The organism is Pseudolysinimonas yzui, from assembly GCF_014653215.1.
GTDB classification, from domain to species: domain Bacteria; phylum Actinomycetota; class Actinomycetes; order Actinomycetales; family Microbacteriaceae; genus Pseudolysinimonas_A; species Pseudolysinimonas_A yzui.
The window spans coordinates 491,797-509,970 of the sequence record NZ_BNAI01000001.1 but is presented as its reverse complement, the minus strand read 5'-3'; the positions used below and the strand labels follow the sequence as shown (position 1 = coordinate 509,970).

Annotated in this window: 17 protein-coding genes; 5 read left to right on the top strand and 12 right to left on the bottom strand. The window is 70.0% G+C overall.

The features are described from left to right. Entirely contained in the window at positions 1–1,191 is a 1,191-nt protein-coding gene (locus IE173_RS02600; RefSeq protein ID WP_191281804.1) for a substrate-binding domain-containing protein, read from the bottom strand. Between the two features lie 149 nt (positions 1,192–1,340). Here IE173_RS02600 and IE173_RS02595 point away from each other — a divergent pair, with 149 nt between their 5' ends. Continuing rightward, positions 1,341–2,270, top strand: coding sequence for a LysR family transcriptional regulator (locus tag IE173_RS02595; RefSeq protein WP_191281803.1), 930 nt, complete (start codon positions 1,341–1,343; stop codon positions 2,268–2,270). A gap of 1 nt (position 2,271) precedes the next feature. On the opposite strand, the gene IE173_RS02590 is transcribed toward IE173_RS02595, so the two are convergent. The 6 genes from IE173_RS02590 to IE173_RS02565 all read right to left on the bottom strand — a co-directional run bounded on the left by IE173_RS02590 (position 2,272) and on the right by IE173_RS02565 (position 8,543). After that, a complete protein-coding gene (locus IE173_RS02590) occupies positions 2,272–2,964 on the bottom strand; it encodes an ABC transporter ATP-binding protein (protein WP_191281802.1) in 693 nt (230 codons plus the stop codon). Beyond that, positions 2,957–3,733 (bottom strand): ABC transporter ATP-binding protein, encoded by a 777-nt coding sequence (locus tag IE173_RS02585; protein WP_191281801.1) that lies wholly within the window; start codon positions 3,731–3,733, stop codon positions 2,957–2,959. Before IE173_RS02585 ends, IE173_RS02590 begins: the two co-directional genes overlap by 8 nt. Beyond that, positions 3,730–4,839 (bottom strand): branched-chain amino acid ABC transporter permease, encoded by a 1,110-nt coding sequence (locus IE173_RS02580; protein WP_191281800.1) that lies wholly within the window; start codon positions 4,837–4,839, stop codon positions 3,730–3,732. The genes IE173_RS02585 and IE173_RS02580 overlap by 4 nt, the downstream gene beginning before the upstream one ends. Next, a complete protein-coding gene (locus IE173_RS02575) occupies positions 4,836–5,705 on the bottom strand; it encodes a branched-chain amino acid ABC transporter permease (RefSeq protein WP_191281799.1) in 870 nt (289 codons plus the stop codon). The genes IE173_RS02580 and IE173_RS02575 overlap by 4 nt, the downstream gene beginning before the upstream one ends. 73 nt (positions 5,706–5,778) lie before the next feature. Then, positions 5,779–7,014, bottom strand: coding sequence for an ABC transporter substrate-binding protein (locus IE173_RS02570; RefSeq protein ID WP_229841832.1), 1,236 nt, complete (start codon positions 7,012–7,014; stop codon positions 5,779–5,781). Positions 7,015–7,214: 200 nt separating this feature from the next. Then, complete coding sequence (locus IE173_RS02565) at positions 7,215–8,543, bottom strand: M50 family metallopeptidase (RefSeq protein WP_229841831.1); 1,329 nt, start codon at positions 8,541–8,543, stop codon at positions 7,215–7,217. Between the two features lie 89 nt (positions 8,544–8,632). Between IE173_RS02565 and IE173_RS02560 the strand changes: the two genes are divergently transcribed. Further along, entirely contained in the window at positions 8,633–9,811 is a 1,179-nt protein-coding gene (locus IE173_RS02560; protein ID WP_191281797.1) for a serine/threonine-protein kinase, read from the top strand. Here the strand turns inward: IE173_RS02560 and IE173_RS02555 are convergent. The 4 genes from IE173_RS02555 to IE173_RS02540 are packed head-to-tail and all read right to left on the bottom strand — an operon-like array spanning position 9,808 to position 13,865. Beyond that, positions 9,808–10,842, bottom strand: a complete 1,035-nt coding sequence (locus IE173_RS02555; RefSeq protein WP_191281796.1) for a DUF2330 domain-containing protein — start codon at positions 10,840–10,842, stop codon at positions 9,808–9,810. The two genes, IE173_RS02560 and IE173_RS02555, sit on opposite strands and share 4 nt — an antisense overlap. Then, positions 10,839–11,921, bottom strand: coding sequence for a 1-deoxy-D-xylulose-5-phosphate reductoisomerase (dxr, locus tag IE173_RS02550; protein ID WP_191281795.1), 1,083 nt, complete (start codon positions 11,919–11,921; stop codon positions 10,839–10,841). The genes IE173_RS02555 and dxr overlap by 4 nt, the downstream gene beginning before the upstream one ends. A 13-nt stretch (positions 11,922–11,934) precedes the next feature. Next, on the bottom strand, positions 11,935–12,879 hold the full coding sequence (locus IE173_RS02545) for an FKBP-type peptidyl-prolyl cis-trans isomerase (protein ID WP_191281794.1): 945 nt from the start codon (positions 12,877–12,879) through the stop codon (positions 11,935–11,937). A 20-nt stretch (positions 12,880–12,899) separates the two neighbouring features. Then, positions 12,900–13,865 (bottom strand): FKBP-type peptidyl-prolyl cis-trans isomerase, encoded by a 966-nt coding sequence (locus IE173_RS02540; RefSeq protein WP_191281793.1) that lies wholly within the window; start codon positions 13,863–13,865, stop codon positions 12,900–12,902. 47 nt (positions 13,866–13,912) lie between these two features. On the opposite strand from IE173_RS02540, the gene IE173_RS02535 reads away from it, so the two are divergent. Together IE173_RS02535 and IE173_RS02530 are read left to right on the top strand one after the other, a co-directional pair. Then, entirely contained in the window at positions 13,913–15,235 is a 1,323-nt protein-coding gene (locus tag IE173_RS02535) for an aminotransferase class III-fold pyridoxal phosphate-dependent enzyme (protein WP_191281792.1), read from the top strand. Next, complete coding sequence (locus tag IE173_RS02530; protein WP_191281791.1) at positions 15,232–16,293, top strand: hypothetical protein; 1,062 nt, start codon at positions 15,232–15,234, stop codon at positions 16,291–16,293. The genes IE173_RS02535 and IE173_RS02530 overlap by 4 nt, the downstream gene beginning before the upstream one ends. A gap of 3 nt (positions 16,294–16,296) precedes the next feature. Here IE173_RS02530 and IE173_RS02525 read toward each other — a convergent pair whose 3' ends face one another. Beyond that, positions 16,297–16,776 carry an OsmC family protein gene (locus IE173_RS02525; RefSeq protein ID WP_191281790.1) on the bottom strand — a complete coding sequence of 160 codons (480 nt, stop codon included), beginning with the start codon at positions 16,774–16,776 and terminating at the stop codon, positions 16,297–16,299. Between the two features lie 53 nt (positions 16,777–16,829). Here IE173_RS02525 and gabT point away from each other — a divergent pair, with 53 nt between their 5' ends. Then, entirely contained in the window at positions 16,830–18,173 is a 1,344-nt protein-coding gene (gene gabT / locus IE173_RS02520; protein ID WP_191281789.1) for a 4-aminobutyrate--2-oxoglutarate transaminase, read from the top strand. Position 18,174 lies beyond the last annotated feature (1 nt).

Sequence of the window (18,174 nt, the reverse complement as noted above, 5' to 3'; positions counted from 1 at the left end):
TCAGCCCGCGACGGGCGGGGTGACGGTGTCGGCGTCGACGACCTCGACGAGTTCCGGCACGAACGAGTCGCCGTCGGCGACGAGCTTCGCCTGGAACATCGGCTGGATGAGCGCGTGGTCATCGGCGCGGATCGTGTAGCCGCCCTTGACGCCGTCGAACTCCCAGCCCTCGAGCGCCGCGATCATCCCGTCGACGGTGTCATCGCCGTCGCGCACCGCCTGCACGATCATCTGCGCGGCGGTGAAGCCGTCAGGCGAGAACAGGTCGGCTTCGTGGCCGGCCTCCTCGAGGGACGCGATCATCGCGGCTTCCGCGTCGGTGCCCGCCGCGCCACCGAAGTAGTGCGAGAGGAAGGAGATGTCTTCGCTCGCCGCTCCGTACGCGCCGTAGGTGGCGATGTCGCCGAGCCCGGTGACGACCGGCATCTCGTCGAACACGCCCTGCTGGCTGAGCGCCTGCCACATCGCGCCCGAGGTGGCCCCGGCCCAGGCGACGAACACCAGGTCGGCGCCCGTGCCGAGCACCTGCTGGGCGAACGGGGTGAATTCGGTGGCGTCTTCCGGAACGAGCACGCTCGTCACGGTCGCGCCCTGGGCGCCGAGCACCGCGTCGACGGCGGCCACGTTGCCCTGGCCGAAGGCGGTGTCCTGGGCGAAGACCGTCACGGACTTGCCGTCGGGGTCCCCGATGAACGTGCCGGCGGTCGCGACGTCCTGGTAGGTCTGGCGTCCCGACCGGAAGGTGTACTCGTTGACCCCGGTGATGGCGTCGGCCGCAGCCGGGCCGGAGATGTAGAGGATCTCGTTCTGGGCGGCCTGTTCGGCGAGCGCGAGCGCGATGCCCGACGACGCGGTGCCCGCGATGATCTGGGTGCCCTGGCCGATGACGTCCTTGGCGAGGGTGACGGCCTTGTCGGCGTCGCCGGCGTCGTCGAGGTAGGTGATGTCGAGTTCGCGGCCGTCGACGGTTCCGGTGCCGTTGGTCGCGTAGTCGAGCCCGGCCTCGAACCCGTTGAGGTAGGCCTCGCCATACGCCGCGAGGGGTCCGGTCTGGGAGGTGATGATCGCGACGGGAACGGGGGCGCCCACCTCGACATCGCCGCCGGGGGTGGTCGGGGCGCAGCCCGCGAGGATGACTCCCGTGGCGACGATGATCGCCGCCGGAGTCAGACGCCGTGTGGTGACTCGCATGTGATTGCCTTTCCTGCTACGTCGGAGGAAGACGAGACTGAGCAGACGTCAGGTCTCGGGCGGGTCGACGATCCTCGTCTGACCCGCGCTCGAACGCTAACGCAGAGAATCTCTTCCCACTACCGATCAAACTGTGCAATTCTGCACATATGAGTGCGCAATTCTCCTCCGCGAGCGTCACCGCCGACGACCTTCTCGTCCTTCTCGCCGTGGCCCGGTCGGGCCGGTACACGACCGCCGCCCGGCAGCTCGGCGTGACCCACACCACCGTCGCCCGGCGCATCGAGGCGCTCGAGCTCGCGCTCGGTGCTCGCGCCATCGTGCGAGGGTCCTCCGGGTGGCGGCTCACGCCGCTCGGCGAGCGCGCCGCCGCCGCCGCCGAGGGGGTCGAAGCGGCTCTCGCCCGGCTCGACGGCGACGACGCCGACGTGAGCGGCGTCATCCGGCTCTCGGCCACCGACGGGTTCAGCGCCTTCATCGCGGCGCCGGCGATGGCAGCGCTGCGTCGCCGTCATCCGGGGATCTCGCTGCAGATCGTGGCGCAGACCCGGCAGGCATCGCCCCACCGCTCGGGCGTCGACCTCGAGGTCGTCGTCGGACGACCGGAGGTGCGCCGGGCCCAGGCCTTCCGGCTCGCCGACTACGTTCTCGGGCTGTACGCGTCGCGCGAGTACCTCGCCGCCGCGGGCGAGCCCCGCGAGCTCGCCGACCTCGACGGAGCGCCCCTGGTGTACTTCATCGAGTCGATGCTCCAGGTCGATGTGCTCGACGACGCTCGCCACGAGGTGCCCGCCATGGTCGACGCCGTCACGAGCACGAACGTCTTCGTGCACGTCGAGGCGACCCGCGCGGGCGCGGGCTTCGGGCTTCTTCCGGCGTTCCTCGCCGACCGGGAGCCCGACCTGGTGCGCGTTCTCCCAGAACTCATCGGCCCCCGGCTTCCGTACTGGCTCGTCGCCCCGACCGACGTGTACCGGCTCCCCCTCGTCACCGCCTACCTGGATGCCCTGCGCGACCGGCTCGAAGAGGTGCGCCCGGCGCTGCTCGGGACGAGCGGCGCGCAGGTCACCGCGACGTAGGTCACATGCCCAAGTGGGCGAGCAACTCCGTCTCGCGTCGCTGGAACTCCGCGTTGTCGAGGCTCTCGACGACCCGGCCCTGCGCGAGCAGGTAGTGCCGGTCGGCGACCGTCGCGGCGAACTTGACGTTCTGTTCGACGAGCAGCACCGCGACGCCGTGCTGCTTGGCTTCGCGGATGATCTCCGCGATCCGTTGCACGATCACCGGAGCGAGGCCTTCGCTCGGCTCGTCGAGCAGCAGGAGCCGAGAGCCGCTGCGCAGCACCCGGGCGATCGCGAGCATCTGCTGCTCGCCCCCGGAGAGCTGGGTCCCCATCGAGCCGCGTCGGTCACGCAGGGCCGGGAAGACGTCGTAGATCTTCTCCAGCGACCAGCCGTCAGGGCCGACGATGGGCGGCAGCGTCAGGTTCTCGAACACGGTCAGCGTCGCGTAGATCCCCCGATCGTCGGGCACCCACCCCACGCCGGCCCTCGCCCGCCGATCGGGCGTGAGCCCGTCGATCCGTCGGCCGTCGAGGGTGATCCCTCCGGTGTACTGGCGATGAAGGCCCATGAGGCAGCGCAGCAACGTCGTCTTGCCCGCGCCGTTGCGCCCGACGAGGGTCACGACCTCGCCCGGCGCGATCGTGAGCGACACGTCGTGCAGTGCCGCGGCCTCCCCATAGGAGGCGGAGAGCGATGAGACCTCAAACATGCGACTGCCCCAGATATGCCGTGATGACCTTCGGATCGGTGCGCACCTCGTCGTAACTGCCCTCGACGAGGACAGCCCCCTGCTGGAGCACCGTCACTCGGTCGGCCAGGCTGCCGACCACGTGCATGTTGTGGTCGACGAACACGACCGTCCGGCCGCGGGCGATGCGGGCGATGAGCGCGATGGTGCGGTCGACGTCCTCGACGCCCATCCCGGCCGTCGGCTCATCGAGCAACATCAGGCTCGGATCGAGGGCGAGAGCGAGAGCGAGCTCGACCGCGCGTTTCTGGCCGTAGGCGAAGTGCCCGACCTCCCGGTTCGCCTGATCGGCCATCCCCACCTCGTCGAGCAGCTCCATCGCGCGCCCCTCGAAACGCGCGAGCCGCTTCTCCGAACGCCAGAACCGGTACCCGATGCCCGTCGGACTGCCGAGCGCCAGCTCGAGGTGCTGCCGCGCCGTGAGCTTGTCGAAGAGGCTCGTGATCTGGAACGACCGCGCGATACCCAGGTGGGCGATCTCTTCGGGCTGACGACCGGTGATGTCGCGCCCCTCGTGCTCGATCGTTCCCGACGTGGGCTTGAGGAACCCGCTCAACAGATTGAAGAGGGTCGTCTTGCCCGCCCCGTTCGGTCCGACGAGGGCGTGAACCGTGCCACGCCGCACCTCGAGGTCGACGGCGTCCACGGCGGTGAAGCCGCGGAACACCTTGGTCAACCCGTGCGTGCGGAGCACGACATCCGTCGCGTCGACCGCCGGTTGTGCACTCATCGCGGGGCCTCACTCTGGGACTCGTCGTGGGGGGTGTCGGTCGCCGTGACCGAGTCGGGGGCGTCGATGCCGTCATCCGGGTCCGGTCGTCGTCGCGCCGGGAGCCGACCGCGGATCCGCTCGACGAGCCCGGCGACGGTGCCCCAGACGCCCTTGCGGAACAGCAGCACGCAGACGATGAAGATCGCTCCCGTGATGATGCCGATCCCGTCGAACCCGGCGCTCGAGAGGTAGTCCTCGAGGAGCACGATGATCGCGGCGCCGATCGCGCCGCCCCACAGCGTGCCCATGCCGCCGAGCACCGTCATCAGCACGACCTTGCCCGACGTCGTCCAGTCCACTTCCTGGAGCGAGACGAAGCCGTGGCTGATCGCGAACACGCCGCCGGCGAGACCCGCGATGCCCGCCGACAGCACGAAGGCGATCAGCTTGTAGCGCTCGACGTCGTAGCCGAGCGCCCGCACGCGCGCCGGATTGTCGCGGATGCCGGACAGCACCCGCCCGAACGGGGAGTGCACGATCCGCCAGCACGCGAAGGCTCCGAAGATGATGATCGGGATGGCGGCGTAGTAGAAGTAGAACGACTCGGTCTCGATCGCCTCGATGCCGAAGAAGGTCTTCGGCACCCCCTGCAGGCCGTTCTCGCCGCCGGTCACGACGCTCGCCTGGTTTGCGACGAAGTAGATCATCTGGGCGAACGCCAAGGTGACCATTGCGAAGTAGATCCCGGAGCGGCGCACCGACAGCAACCCGATCGGCACGGCGAGCACCATCGCGGCGACGGCGCCGAGCAGGATCGCGAGCGGGAACGGCAGGCCGAGGTGCGACGCGATCCACCCCGTGAAGTAGGCCGAGGAGCCCCAGAAGGCCGCGTGCCCGAAGGAGAGCAACCCGCCGTAGCCGAGCAGCAGGTCGACCGACATCGCGAACAGCGCCCAGGCGGCGATGTCCATCGCGACGGGCGGATAGACGAACCAGGGAAGCGCGAGCACCGCGACCAGCGCGATGGCCAGCCAGACGATCCGCCTGATCGTGGTGGCGCGCGACGGGGCCGGGAAGGCGTCGAGGCCGCCCCGAGGAGGCGCGATGCGGGACGTGGCGCTCATACCGACTCCCTCCGTCCGAACAGCCCGGCCGGTCGGACGAGGATCACGACCGCCATGAGGATGAAGATGAGGATCTGCGAGAACGTGCTCGCGTAACCCTGCCCGTACGCCTCGACGAGGCCGACGAGGAATCCCGCGACGACGGCGCCGAGGATCGAGCCGAGCCCGCCGATCACGACGATCGCGAACAGGATGATGATGAAGTTCGACCCCATCGTCGCGGTGATCGCCCGGAACGGTGCCGCGAGGACGCCTGCCAGGCTCGCGAGCGCGACCCCGAACCCGAAGACCGGCGTCACCCACCGGCTGACGTTGATGCCCAGGGCCCGGGCCCGGTCGGGCTCCTCGGTCGCCGCGCGCACGATCATGCCCACGCGCGTCTTGGCGAGCAGGAGCCACACTCCGGCGCAGACCGCGACGGAGAAGACGAAGACGAACAACTGGTAGACCGGGAGCTGGATCGGCCCGATGCTCAGCAGGCCGCCGAGTCCCGCCGGCTGCTCGTAGGGCAGCCCCGAGACGCCGTAGCGCAGCTTGATGATGTCGACGAGCACGAGCGAGATCCCGAAGGTCAACAGGAACGTGTAGAGGTTGTCGAACCCGAGCAGCCACCGCACGAGCACCCGTTCGACGAGGATGCCGAACCCGAAGAGCACGACCGGCACGATGAGCAGCGACCACCAGAAGCCGATGCCGGCGACATCGAGCAGCACCGCGGTGAGCACGGCCCCGAGCATGTAGAACGCGCCGTGCGCGAAATTGACGACGTTGAGCGCACCGAAGATGACGGCGAGGCCGAGCGCGGCGAGCGCGTAGAACCCGCCGGCCGCCAGGCCCTGCAGCGTGTACTGGACGAAAGCATCCATGAGGCGAGACTGTCACTTCCTGATGTCAGGGCGGCTCTCGTTCGAGCCGCCCTGACATCGTTGGGGGGCGAGGTTACATCGAGCAGTTCGGGTTCACGTCCGAGAAGGCGTCCTCGGCCGGGATCGTCGCGATGATCGCCTCGTAGTCCCACGGCTCCTCGACATCGTCGGCCGCCTTGACGCGGGCGACGTAGGAGTCGTGGATGACGCTGTGGTCGCTGCGCACCACGCCGTTGCGCAGGAACAGGTCGTTCAGCTCCGCGCCTTCCAGCTCCGCGATCACGGCGTCGGCGTCGTCGGTGCCGGCCCGCTGGATCGCCTCGAGGTACTGGAGCGCCGCCGAGTAGTTGCCGGCGTGGGCGAACGTCGGCCGGGTGTCGGTGAGCTGCGTGAACCGGTCGGCGAACTCACGGTTCTGCTCGTCGTAGTTCCAGTACCAGGCGTCCGTGAACGTCGTGCCCGAGAACTGGTCGACCCCGAGGGAGTGGATGTCGGTGATGAACATCAGGCCGACCGCCAGCGTGGTCGACTCCTGCATGCCCGCCTGGTTGTACTGCTTGACGAAGTTGATCAGGTCACCGCCGGCGGCCATGATCCCGATCACGTCAGGATCCTGTGCCGCGGCGCGCGTGATGAACGTCGAGAAGTTGTCGTTCGGGAACGGGGTCGCGATGCTCTCGAGCACCTCGCCGCCCGCCGCCTCGACGGCCGCCGTGAACGACGCGTTCATGCCCTGGCCGAACGCGTAGTCGGGGTAGACGATCGCCCAGCTCTCGCCGCCGTCCTCCACGACACCGGCAGCCCCCTTCGCGAGCATCTCGGTGTTGTACGCCCAGTGGAAGGTGTACGGGTTGCACGAGGCGCCCGTGAGTTCCATCGTGGCGGCGGTGACGTTGATGAACAGTCGCTCCTTCGCCGCCGCGACCTCGGCCACTGCGAGAGCCGCCGACGAGGTCGGCACGTCGAGGATGATGTCGGCACCGCGGCGGTCGTACATCTGCTGCGCCTGCGTGTTGGCCACGTCGGGCTTGTTCTGGTGGTCGGAGGTGATGACCTCGATCTCGGTGGCGACCGCCTCGTCGCCGTACTTCTCGCGGTAGTCGGCGATCGCCATGTCGACCGCCACGCGTGTGTTCGGGCCGGACAGGTCGCGGTACACACCCGACTGGTCGTTGAGGATGCCGATGGTCACCTTGCCGTCGCTCAGGGCGGAGCCGTCCGGAGCCGGAGGGCCCCCGGCACAACCGGTGAGGACGAGCGCCGCGGCGGTGATTCCGCCGACGACGAGAGAACTGGATTTCCTGGTCACGGTTACTCCTTCGTAGGTGTGATGCAGAACGTGATGGTGCTGGTGGTGCCTCGGCGCCCCGCACAGCGCGCTCGACATCGAGCGGCGGGTTCGTCAGGGATCGTTTTGAACGCTAACGCAGAGCCCTGGGCGAAACTACGGCTCCCCCTGTGCAATTCCGCACATACGGGTGCGCGCTCCCGCGTACCGGGCCACCGCGCTCAGAACAGGCTGATCGGGTTCACGATGTCGGAGAACAGCACGAACAGCGTCAGCACCGCGAGTACCCCCGAGACGGCCATCGTGAGGGGGATGAGGCGGGCGACGTCCACGGGGCCCGGGTCGGGGCGCCGGAACAGCTTCGCGAACCCGCGGCGGATCGCCTCCCAGAGGGCGCCGGCGACGTGGCCGCCGTCGAGCGGAAGCAGCGGGATGAGGTTGAACAGGAAGAGCGCCAGGTTGAGCCCGCCGAGCAGGCTGAGAATGCTCGCCGCCCGGTCGGCGACGGGCAGCGTGTCGAGGCTCGTGATCTCGCCGGCGAGACGACCGATGCCGACGACGCCGATGATGCCCTCCGGGTCGCGCTCGGTGCCGCCGAAGGTCGACACGCCGAGGTCGTAGACCCGAGCCGGCAGGGTGACGATCGAGTACCCGATGCGGCCCGCAGCATCCCAGACGAAGCCGGGAACCGCCGTCACCGGCTGCTGCACGTTCTGCGTCGCGTAACCGATGCCGATGAAGCCGACATCGTGCGTGACGGGCGACCCGTCGGCGTTCAGCACCGGCTGACCGTCGGCGTCGTAGACCGGTCGTTCGGTGAGCAGCGGCGTCACGGCCAGGGTCTGGGTCTCGCCGTCGCGCACCACTTCGATGTCGAGCTCACGTCCGGCCGCCGCCGTGATGATCTCCGAGACCTCGGTATACGCGGCGATCGGCTGCCCGTCGATCGCGACGATGCGGTCACCGGGCTGGAGTCCCGCCTCCGCCGCGGGGGCGACGGGATCGTCGTCGGTGCACTCCGTCTGCGTGCTGCTCGACGGGACCACGCATTCGTAGACCACACCGACCGTCGTCGATGATTGCGGAATCCCGAAGCCGACGAGCACGATTCCGAAGAACACGAACGCCAGCAGGAGGTTCATGAACGGCCCGCCGAGCATGATGGCGATGCGTTTGGGCACCGGCAGCCGATAGAAGGTGCGGTGCTCCTCCCCCGCCGGGATCCCTTCGTGCGCGGAGGTGCGGGCATCTTGCACGAGGGTGTCGAAGAAGCCGGTGGATGCCGTGCGCGGCTTGCCGCCCTTGCGTTCGGGCGGGTACATCCCGGCCATCGAGATGTAACCGCCGAGGGGAATCGTCTTCAGCCCGTACTCGGTCTCGCCGACCCGCTTCGAGAAGAGGGTCTTGCCGAAGCCGATCATGTACTGCCCGACCCGCACCCCGAAGAGTTTCGCGGGCACCAGGTGACCGATCTCGTGCAGCCCGATCGAGATCATGAGGCCGACCACGACGATGACCACGCCGAGGATGTAAAGCAGCGCGGATTCCACCCGGTCAGCGTACGGCAGCGTGCCTAGCGCGGCTGGGAGTGGACTGCAAGGCCCCTGTGCTCGCAGGCGAAGTCGGACACTATGGGAGAGTGCAGGCACCCGACGTCGGACAGACCTTCCATGAGCGATACGTGCTCCAGGAGCGGCTCGGCGACGGCGGAACCGCGACGGTGTTCCGGGCGGACGACCTGGAGCTCGGTCGCTCCGTCGCGATCAAGGTGTACGGCCCCGAAAGCGACCTGAACGACATCGGGAGGCGGCAACGGGAGGCGCGAGCGCTCGCCGGCCTGCGGCATCCCGCGATCGTGACCCTCTTCGATGCCCGCCTCGACGCGACCCCGCCGTATCTCGTGCTGGAACTCGTCGACGGCGAGACGCTCGCCCGGCGCATCGCACGCGGCCCGCTGTCGGCCGTCGAGACCCGGCTGATCGGCGCCGCGGCGGCCAGCGGACTCGCCGCCGCGCACCAGGCGGGCATCGTGCATCGCGACGTCAAGCCGGCCAACATCATGATCCCGCCGGATCCCGATCCCGCCGAAGCCCGCCTGCTCGACTTCGGCATCGCCCACTCCATGGGCGGATCCCGAGCGACGACCGTCGGATCGGTCGTCGGGTCGGCGATCTACCTCAGTCCCGAACAGGCCCGCGGCGATGAGGTCACGCCCGCCTCCGACGTGTACTCCCTCGGCTTGGTGCTCATCGAGTGCCTGACCGGGCGCCCCGCATTCTCCGGGTCGGCGCAGGAGGTGCTCGGCGCTCGACTCGTGCGCTCGCCCGCGCTCGACGACCCCGCCCTCGCCGCAGACGCACCCCTGCTCGCCCGGATGACGGCCCTCGCCCCGGACGATCGCCCGAGCGCAGCCGAGGTCGCGCTCCAACTCGGTGAACCCGCCGCGACCCGGGTGCTCGCGGCCACCTCGGCCGAGGCGCCCACCGAGCGGATGGCGACGGATGCGCCCACCGAACGGATGACGGGCGCTGTGCTGCCGCCTCCCCCGCGGCCACCACGCGAGCGCCGTCGCCTCCCCCTCGGCGTGCTGCTCGCCGGTCTCGGTGCGGTGCTCGCCGGGGTCGTCGTGGTGGCGGCGCTTCTCGTCGGCATCCCGGCACTCACATCGGGTTCGTCCCCTGACGACGCGCCGCCCGCCGACGTGCAGACCGACACCCCGACCCCCACGCCCACGCCCACACCCACTCCGACGCCCGACGACGCCCCGGGCAACAGCGGGAACGCCCCGGGTCACAGCGACAAGGACAAGAAGCCCTAGGAGCGCTTCGCCCCGACGATCGACACGACCAGCAGCACGCCGATCGCGGCGGCGACTCCGACGCCGACCAGCACCCAGCCGAGCGGGATGCCGAACAGGCCGAGCGGCACACTCACCCGGTACTCGGTGCCCGTGGTCTCGTCGGTCAGGGTGTCGGCGAACTCCAGGTCGCCGAGGATCTGCGTGCCGGGTTCGGCGAACGAGAGCTCGACGACCGTGAGGTAGTCGCCGAACCGCTCCACCTCGGTGCCGACGACCGGGGCCGCCCAGGAGGTGAACGCCGCGACGGGTGCTCCCCCTCCCGCGAACGACACGCGCTGGCGGTGATCGTCGAAGACGTAGAGCCGCACGGTCTGCGGCGCCGTCGCGGCCCTCGAGAGTTCGAGCGGGTACACCAGGTGCTCGGCGGCGAAGGTGAAACGCAGCGGATCGAGTCCGCCGTCGAGCGGCGCGTCGCCCGTCAGTTTGAGCGCCACGAAGTACCACCCGCGCTCGACGTAACCGTCGAGCAGGGCGGAGACCTCGGGCGCCAGGGCGAAGCCGTTGCCGTCGAGCCAGGCGTGGAGTCCGGCGCTGTCCGACGCCGCGAGGGTGACGGCTTCGATCGGGCCGAGTTGCACGACCGCGAGCACGTCGGGCGGCGCCCCGGCGGACCCGCCGTCGCCGAGGGCGTCGACCTGCCACCAGTCGTACACTTCGACGGCGGTCGGGGTCGTCACCCGGTCGATCGCCTCGAAGTCGGCGCGATCACCGAGGGTGACCGTCGCCGGCGCGGGCGTCGGGAAGATGAGCCCGGTCTCGGCCTCGGCACTCAGCACCCCGAGCAGCAGGTCGATCTGCTGCACCCCGCTGCGCGCATCCCCGTCCTGCCACGAGACGATCGCGTGCTCCTCGCCGACGGCGACCTCCGAGCCGGGCGACGGAGCGACGCCGCCGCAGGCGCAGGCACTCGCGGGCGCGACGGGCGCGATCGACAGGCCGGCGGCGAGCAGCAGCGCGGCGAGGCCGCGTCGGACGTCAGTCGATCTCACTCCGCCAGGATGGCATCCGCGGCCGCCCGTGCCCAGCGTTCGGCGTCGAGCACCCCCTCCAGCGTCAGCGCACCGGGCTCGTGCCGGTCGACGACGCGCTCCACCGTCTCGACGATCGCGAGGTACCCGATCCGCCCCGCATGGAAGGCGGCGACCGCCTGCTCGTTGGCGGCGTTGAAGACCGCCGGGTAGGTCGAGCCGGCCTCTCCGACCCGTTTCGCGAGCGCGACGGCGGGGAAGGCGTCGTCGTCGAGAGGCTCGAACGTCCAGGTCTGAGCCTGGGTCCAGTCGAGCGGCACGCCGACCCCGGGCACCCGATCGGGCCAGCCGAGCCCGAGAGCGATCGGCAGCCGCATGTCGGGCGGCGAGGCCTGAAGAATCGTGGAGCCGTCGGTGAACTCCACCATCGAGTGCACGATCGACTGCGGATGCACGACGACATCGATCGACTCGTACGGCACGTCGAACAGCAGGTGCGCCTCGATCACCTCGAGACCCTTGTTGACCAGCGTCGCCGAGTTGGTCGTGACCATGAGGCCCATGTCCCAGGTCGGATGCGCGAGGGCTTCCGCGGGAGTCACCGTCGCCAGGTCGGCCCGGGTGCGTCCGCGGAACGGGCCGCCGGATGCGGTCAGCACGAGCCGCCGCACCTCGCCCGCCGATCCGGAGCGCAGCGCCTGCGCGATCGCGGAATGCTCGGAGTCGACGGGCACGATCTGCCCCGGCTCCGCCGCCGCTTTCACGAGGTCGCCGCCGACGATGAGGCTCTCCTTGTTGGCGAGCGCCAGCGTCGCACCCACCTCGAGGGCGGCGAGCGTCGGGCCCAGACCCACCGACCCGGTGATGCCATTGAGCACGACATCCGCCGGGGTGTCCCGCACCAGCTGCACGGCCTCGTCGGCACCGAGCGCCAGCCGGGTCACCCCGATCGTCGCCGCCTGGGCCTCGAGACCGCGCCGATCCGAGCCCGCGGCGAGCCCGACGATCTCGAACCGGTCGGGATTCGCCGCGACGACCTCGAGCGCCTGCCGGCCGATCGACCCCGTGGAGCCGAGAACGATGACGCGCCGCGGATTCATCTCGGGGGCCGGATCAGGCGTCGGGGTTCAGGGCGAGGATCTCGATGTAGAAGACGAGCGTCGAGAACTGCAACGCGTGTCCCTCGGTCGAGCCGTAGCCGAGCGCCGGCGGCATCGTCACCAGCACCTTCGAGCCGACCGTCTGGCCGACCAGTGCCTCGCGGAAACCGGTCACGACACCGTTCACCTCGAAGGTCGCGGGGGTGCCGTTGGCGAAGCTCGAGTCGAAGACCTCCCCGGTCTCCCACGCCGTGCCGAGATAGTTCACCGTCACCGAGTCGGCGACCCCGACGACATCCCCGTCGCCCGCTTCGAGCACGGCGATCTCCAGATCGGTCTTCGGCGCGGTGGCCGGCAGGGTCACCGTCGGCGCCTCTGCCGTGCCACCGACCACGGGAAGGTCGGTCGACCAGACATTGTCGCTCAGCACGTCGACGACGAAGACGAGCACGTCGTCGACTCCGATGCCGACCGTCTCGGCCTGCTCGCCGAAGCCTTCGGCGTTGGGGATGACGCCCACCGCGCGGCTGCCGGGGCCGAGACATCCGAGGGTCTTCGCGAAGCCCTCGAAGAGCGACGCGTAGTCGGCGCGGAACGGGGTCGCCGGGTCACCCTCTGCCCAGCCGTACGTCTCGAGTTCGTCACCGGTCGTGCCGTTGTAGAGGGCGTAGGCAGCGGACACCAACTGTCCCGGCTCGGCCTCGTCGCCTTCGATGAGCACGGCCCGTTCGGTCGTCGTGACCTCGAGACCCGCGTCGAACGTGACGGTCGGCGCCGCGCCGAAGTCACCCGCGACGTCGACAGCTGACACCGCGTCGCCGCCGGGGGCCTCGCAGACGCCGATCGATGCGCCATCGGTCTCGGTGGCGTCGGGCGTCGGCTCATCGCCGCCCGTGCAGCCCGCGAGAACGAGGGCGGAGGCGAGAACGAGTGGCAGGGCGATCAGCGAGCGGCGCAACGAGAATCCTTCGACAGCGGTCACGCCGCGGGCGGCGTCGTGGCGAGGATGTCGACCACATACACCACCGTATCCGTCCCGGCTATGCCTGAACTGGGAGACCCCGCCGACCCGAAACCGTCGGCGGGCGGAACGATCACCACGACGCGCGATCCGACGGCGCGCCCGACGAGCGCGGCGTCGACCCCGGGAAGCAGGTCGACGAGGGAGCGCGGGGCATCCCCCCAGGTCTCGTCGAACACGTCGCCGGTGCGCCAGTTCACCCCTTGGAACTGCACGAGGAACTCGTCGTCGGCGCCCACCACCGCACCGGTGCCCTCGAGCAGGGTGGCGCTGAGGAGCGTGCCGGGCGGGTCGCCCGCGGGAATCGTGACGGTCGGACGCCCGTCGGCGTCGAACTCGAGCCCCAGCTCGGGAAAGCCGTCGGGCAACGCGACCGCGACGCCGTCGGCCTGCAACGGCACGAGCGCGAGCACATCGACGACGAACACGAGGTCGTCGTCGGGACCGATCGCGAGCTCCGGCTGACCGGCCGAGCCGAAGGCCTCCGCCGCCGGCACGACGCCGACGATGCGGCTTCCCGGGGTCGCGCAGAGGATCGTCGCGAGCAGCCCCGGTTGCACCGCCCCCTCATCGAGCAGCACCCGTGCCGACGCCGTTCCGGGTGCCTGCTCCCCCGTCGTCGCGTTGACGATCGTGATGGCCACCTCGACCAGGTCACCGGGCGCGACCGGGTCACCGGAACCTTCGATGAGCACGGTGCGCTCGACTCGATCCACCGAGAAGGGTCCGTCGGCGGCGATCACCGGGGAGTTGCCGAGGTCGCCCGAGACGACGACCGCATCCGATGCCTCCCCCGGCGACGCACAGGCCGAGTCGTCCGTCGGGGTCGGCGACGGCGGACCGAGGGTCAGCGGGCGAGCCGCGCAGCCGACGAGCACCAGAGCGGCGATCGCGAGGGCCGCCAGGCCGGGTCGGATGGGCACCCTCCATCCTCTCCGACCCGGGTGCCGCACGGCCGTAGGCTGCCGGTATGGGATTCAGCGTGCCGCAGGAGCGGAAGCTCGTGACCGATCTGCCCGGGCCGAAATCCGTCGCCCTGCAGGAGCGTCGGGTGGCCTCCGTGAGCCGTGGCGCGGGCACGCTCGCCAACATCTACATGGACCACGGCTCGGGCGCGATCCTGGTCGATGTCGACGGCAACCAGCTCATCGACCTGGGCTGCGGCATCGGGGTCACGACGATCGGCCACGCCCACCCCGAGGTCGCCGAAGCGGCCTACGAGCAGGCGAAGAAGCTCACCCACACGCTGTTCACGGTGACACCGTACGAGAACTACGTGCGGGTCGCCGAGAAACTGCAGCAGATCACCCCGGGGACGCACGAGAAGCACTCGATCCTCGTCAACTCGGGCGCCGAAGCCGTCGAGAACGCCGTCAAGATCGCGCGCCGCTTCACCGGTCGCCGGGCGATCGTGTCGCTCGATCACGCCTTCCACGGCCGCACCAACCTGACGATGGCGATGACGTATCGCCCGTGGCCGGAGCGCGCCGGCATGGGGCCGTTCCCCGGCGAGCTGTACTCGGTGCCGATCTCCTACCCGTTCCGCGACGGGCTCTCCGGTGAGGAGGCCGCGGCGAAGACGATCGACTACATCGTCACCCACATCGGCGCTTCCGAGGTCGCCGCGTTCTTCGCCGAGCCGATCCAGGGCGACGGCGGCATCATCATCCCGGCCCCCGGCTACTTCGCGGCGATCAAGACGTTCTGCGAGCAGAACGGCATCGTCTTCGTCGCCGATGAGATCCAGGCCGGCATCGCCAGAACCGGCACGTGGTACTCGATCGAGCACCACGGCGTCGTGCCCGACCTCGTGACGAGCGCGAAGGGCATCGCGGGCGGCTTCCCGCTCGCTGCGGTCACCGGCACGGCCGAGATCATGGATGCCGTTCAGCCCGGTGGGATCGGCGGCACCTTCGGCGGCAACCCGGTGTCGACCGCTGCAGCGCTCAAGGTGTTCGAGATCATCGAGCGCGATGGGCTCCTCGCCGAAGCACAGCGTGTCGAGAAGGCGCTGCTCGCCCGGATCGGGGGGTGGCCAGAGCGATTCCCGGTCGTCGGCGAGGTGCGCGGCAAGGGGGCGATGTTCGGCGTCGAACTGGTGAAGCCGGGCACGAAAGAGCCCAACCCCGAGGCGCTGTCGGCCGTGCTGAAACATGCGACGCGCAACGGGGTCATCCCCCTCGACGCCGGATCGTGGGATTCGGTGTTGCGCATCATGCCGAGCGTCGTCATCAGCGAAGCGCTGATCGACGACGCCGCCGGGGTGATCGAGGAAGCGCTGGGCGCGCTGTGACGCTGCCGCCGCCCCTCGGGGTGCCGCTCGACCCGACGCCGCCGCCGTTCGCAACGGCCTCGCAACCCCGGCGTCTCCGGCCATGGCCGTTCCTGCTCGCGGCGATGGCGGTGAGCGTCGTCTCGGCGATCGCGCTGCTGGCCAGCACCTGGACCCTGCCGAACATCCAGCACTTCCACGACTCGTACGTCGCCTGGTCGGAGCCTCTCCCCGACGACGTCGCCGCGATCGCCGCCGTCACCGGGATGAGCGAGGAAGGCGAGCTCGTCTACCGCGCCTCCACCCCCGCGATCGAAGACGACGACGACTTCAACCAGCACTGCTCGATCGAGGGCGGCGCGGTGCTCGGCTGCTACTACGAGGGCAACGTCTATGTGTACGCGGTCACCGACGACCGTCTCGCCGGCACCGTCGAGGTCACGGCCGCCCACGAGATGCTGCACGCCGCCTACGAGCGGCTCAGCCCCGACGAGCGGGAGCGCATCGACGCCCTCGTCGAGGAGGCGATCGCCGCCATCCCCGACGACGACCCGGTCTTCGACGACCTCGAGCTCTACGCCGCCGATCAGCAGGCCGACGAGTGGCATTCGCGGCTCGGCACCGAGTTCGCCGACCTGCCGCCGGCGCTCGAAGCGCACTTCGCGCGGTACTTCGACGATCGCGCCAAAGTGGTGGAACTGAACGCGAAGGCGACCGCGCTGTTCGACCAGCTCCGCGCCCAGATCGAGGCGCTCGTCGCCGAGATCGACGCGCTCGACCCGGTGCTCGACGCCCGCATCGCGGCCTACGAAGCCGCGATCGCCGACTTCAACGCCGACGTCGACTCGTTCAACGCGCGGGCCGCCAACGGGTCGTTCTCGTCGCAGCAGCAGTTCAACCAGGAGCGCGCCGCCTTGGTGGCTCGTGGCGCCCAGATCGACGCCGAAGGTGCGGCGCTCGACGCCGAGATCACGCGGTACAACGGTCTGGTCGAACAGCTCACCGCGCTCGACGCCGACTATGCCGACCTGTACAGCGCCCTCGACCCGAGCGACGACACCGGCACCGTCTCCCCGTAGCCGTCAGCCCGCGGCGGAACCGGTGAGCACCGTCGGTTCGTGCCGCACCGGGAAGTTGACGCTCGAGGCGATGAAGCACAGCCGGTGGGCCTCGGCGTGGATGCGTTCGGCGATCAGCGGATCGCCCGCCGAGATGGTGACGGTGGGCCGCAGGATGACCTCGCGGAACCTGCCCGCGCCGTCGGGCGTCGTGACGAGGGTTCCCTCGGCATCGTCCCGATACGACTCGACGACGATCCCGTTCGCGACCGCGACGTAGAGGTAGCTCAGCAGGTGGCACTGCGCGAGCGCCGCGATGAGCATCTCCTCGGGGTTCCAGCGGTCGACGTCGCCGTGGAAGACCCGGGCCGCCGAACCGAGGATGTCGGGCTTACCGGCGACGGAGACGACGTGATCGCGTCCGTAGTCGCGGTATCCGCTGGTACCGGAGCCGCGGTTTCCCGTCCAGGCGAGGGAGGCCACGAAGCGGTGATCGGCATCCATCGGGGTCTCCTCTCTCGAGCCGTCGCCCACAGCCCGGTTCTAGACTGAGGGGCATGACCGACACGCTCGCCCCCACCGTAGTTCCCACAGAACGCAAGGTGGTGACGGCGATCCCCGGGCCGCGATCGATCGCACTCCAGGAGCGCCGCCGCGCCGTGGTCTCCGACGGTGTCTCGTCGGCCCTGCCCGTCTACATCGAGCGGGCGCACGGCGCCATCGTCGTGGATGTCGACGGCAACGCGTTCCTCGACCTCGGCGCCGGAATCGGCGTCACCACGATCGGTCACACCGACGACTCCGTCGTCGCCGCCGCGCGGGAGCAGTTGGGCGACGTCATCCACACGCTGTTCACGATCACGCCGTACGAGGAGTACGTGCGGGTCGCCGAACTCCTCGCCGCCCACACACCGGGCACCCACGCCAAGAAGAGCGTGCTCGTGAACTCGGGGGCTGAGGCCGTCGAGAACGGCGTCAAGATCGCCCGCAAGTACACGGGTCGTGCCGGCGTGGCCGTGCTCGATCACGCCTACCACGGCCGCACCAACCTGACGATGGCGATGAACTTCAAGGCGATGCCCTACTCGCTCGGGTTCGGCCCGTTCGCCGGCGACGTCTACCGCGCCCCCAACTCCTACCCGCTGCACGACGGTCTCTCCGGTGAGGCCGCGGCGGCCCGCACGATCTCGTACCTCGAGAAGACCGTCGGCGCCGCCGACCTCGCCTGCCTCGTCGTCGAGCCGATCCAGGGCGAAGGCGGCTTCATCGTTCCCGCCGCCGGCTTCCTCCCGGCCCTCCAGGCGTGGTGCACCGCCAACGGCATCGTGTTCATCGCCGACGAGATCCAGAGCGGGATGGCGCGCACCGGTGCGTACTACGCGAGCGAGCACTTCGGCCTCGTTCCCGACCTCGTGCTCACCGCCAAGGGCATCGCCGGCGGCCTCCCGCTCGCCGCCGTGACCGGTCGTGCGGAGATCATGGACGCCTCCCAGCCGGGCGGCCTCGGCGGAACGTTCGGCGGCAACCCGGTGGCCTGCGCGGCCGCGATCGCCGTCTTCGAGCGCATCGAATCCGACGGGCTCCTCGCCGAGGCGGCACGCATCGAGGGCGTCCTCAAGCCGGCGTTGCTCGCATTGCAGCAGAAGTACCCGGTCATCGCCGACGTGCGCGGTATCGGCGCGATGATCGCGATCGAGCTGAGCGACCCGGTGACCCACGCCCCCGACTCCGCCGCGGTCACCGCGATCGCGGCCGAGGCGGCCCAGCACGGTCTGCTCGTGCTCACGGCGGGCACCTACGGCAACGTGCTGCGGTTCCTGCCGAGCCTCGCGATCAGCGACGCGCAGCTCGCCGACGCGGTCGACGTGCTCGACGCCTGCTTCGCCGGGCTCGCCGCCTGAC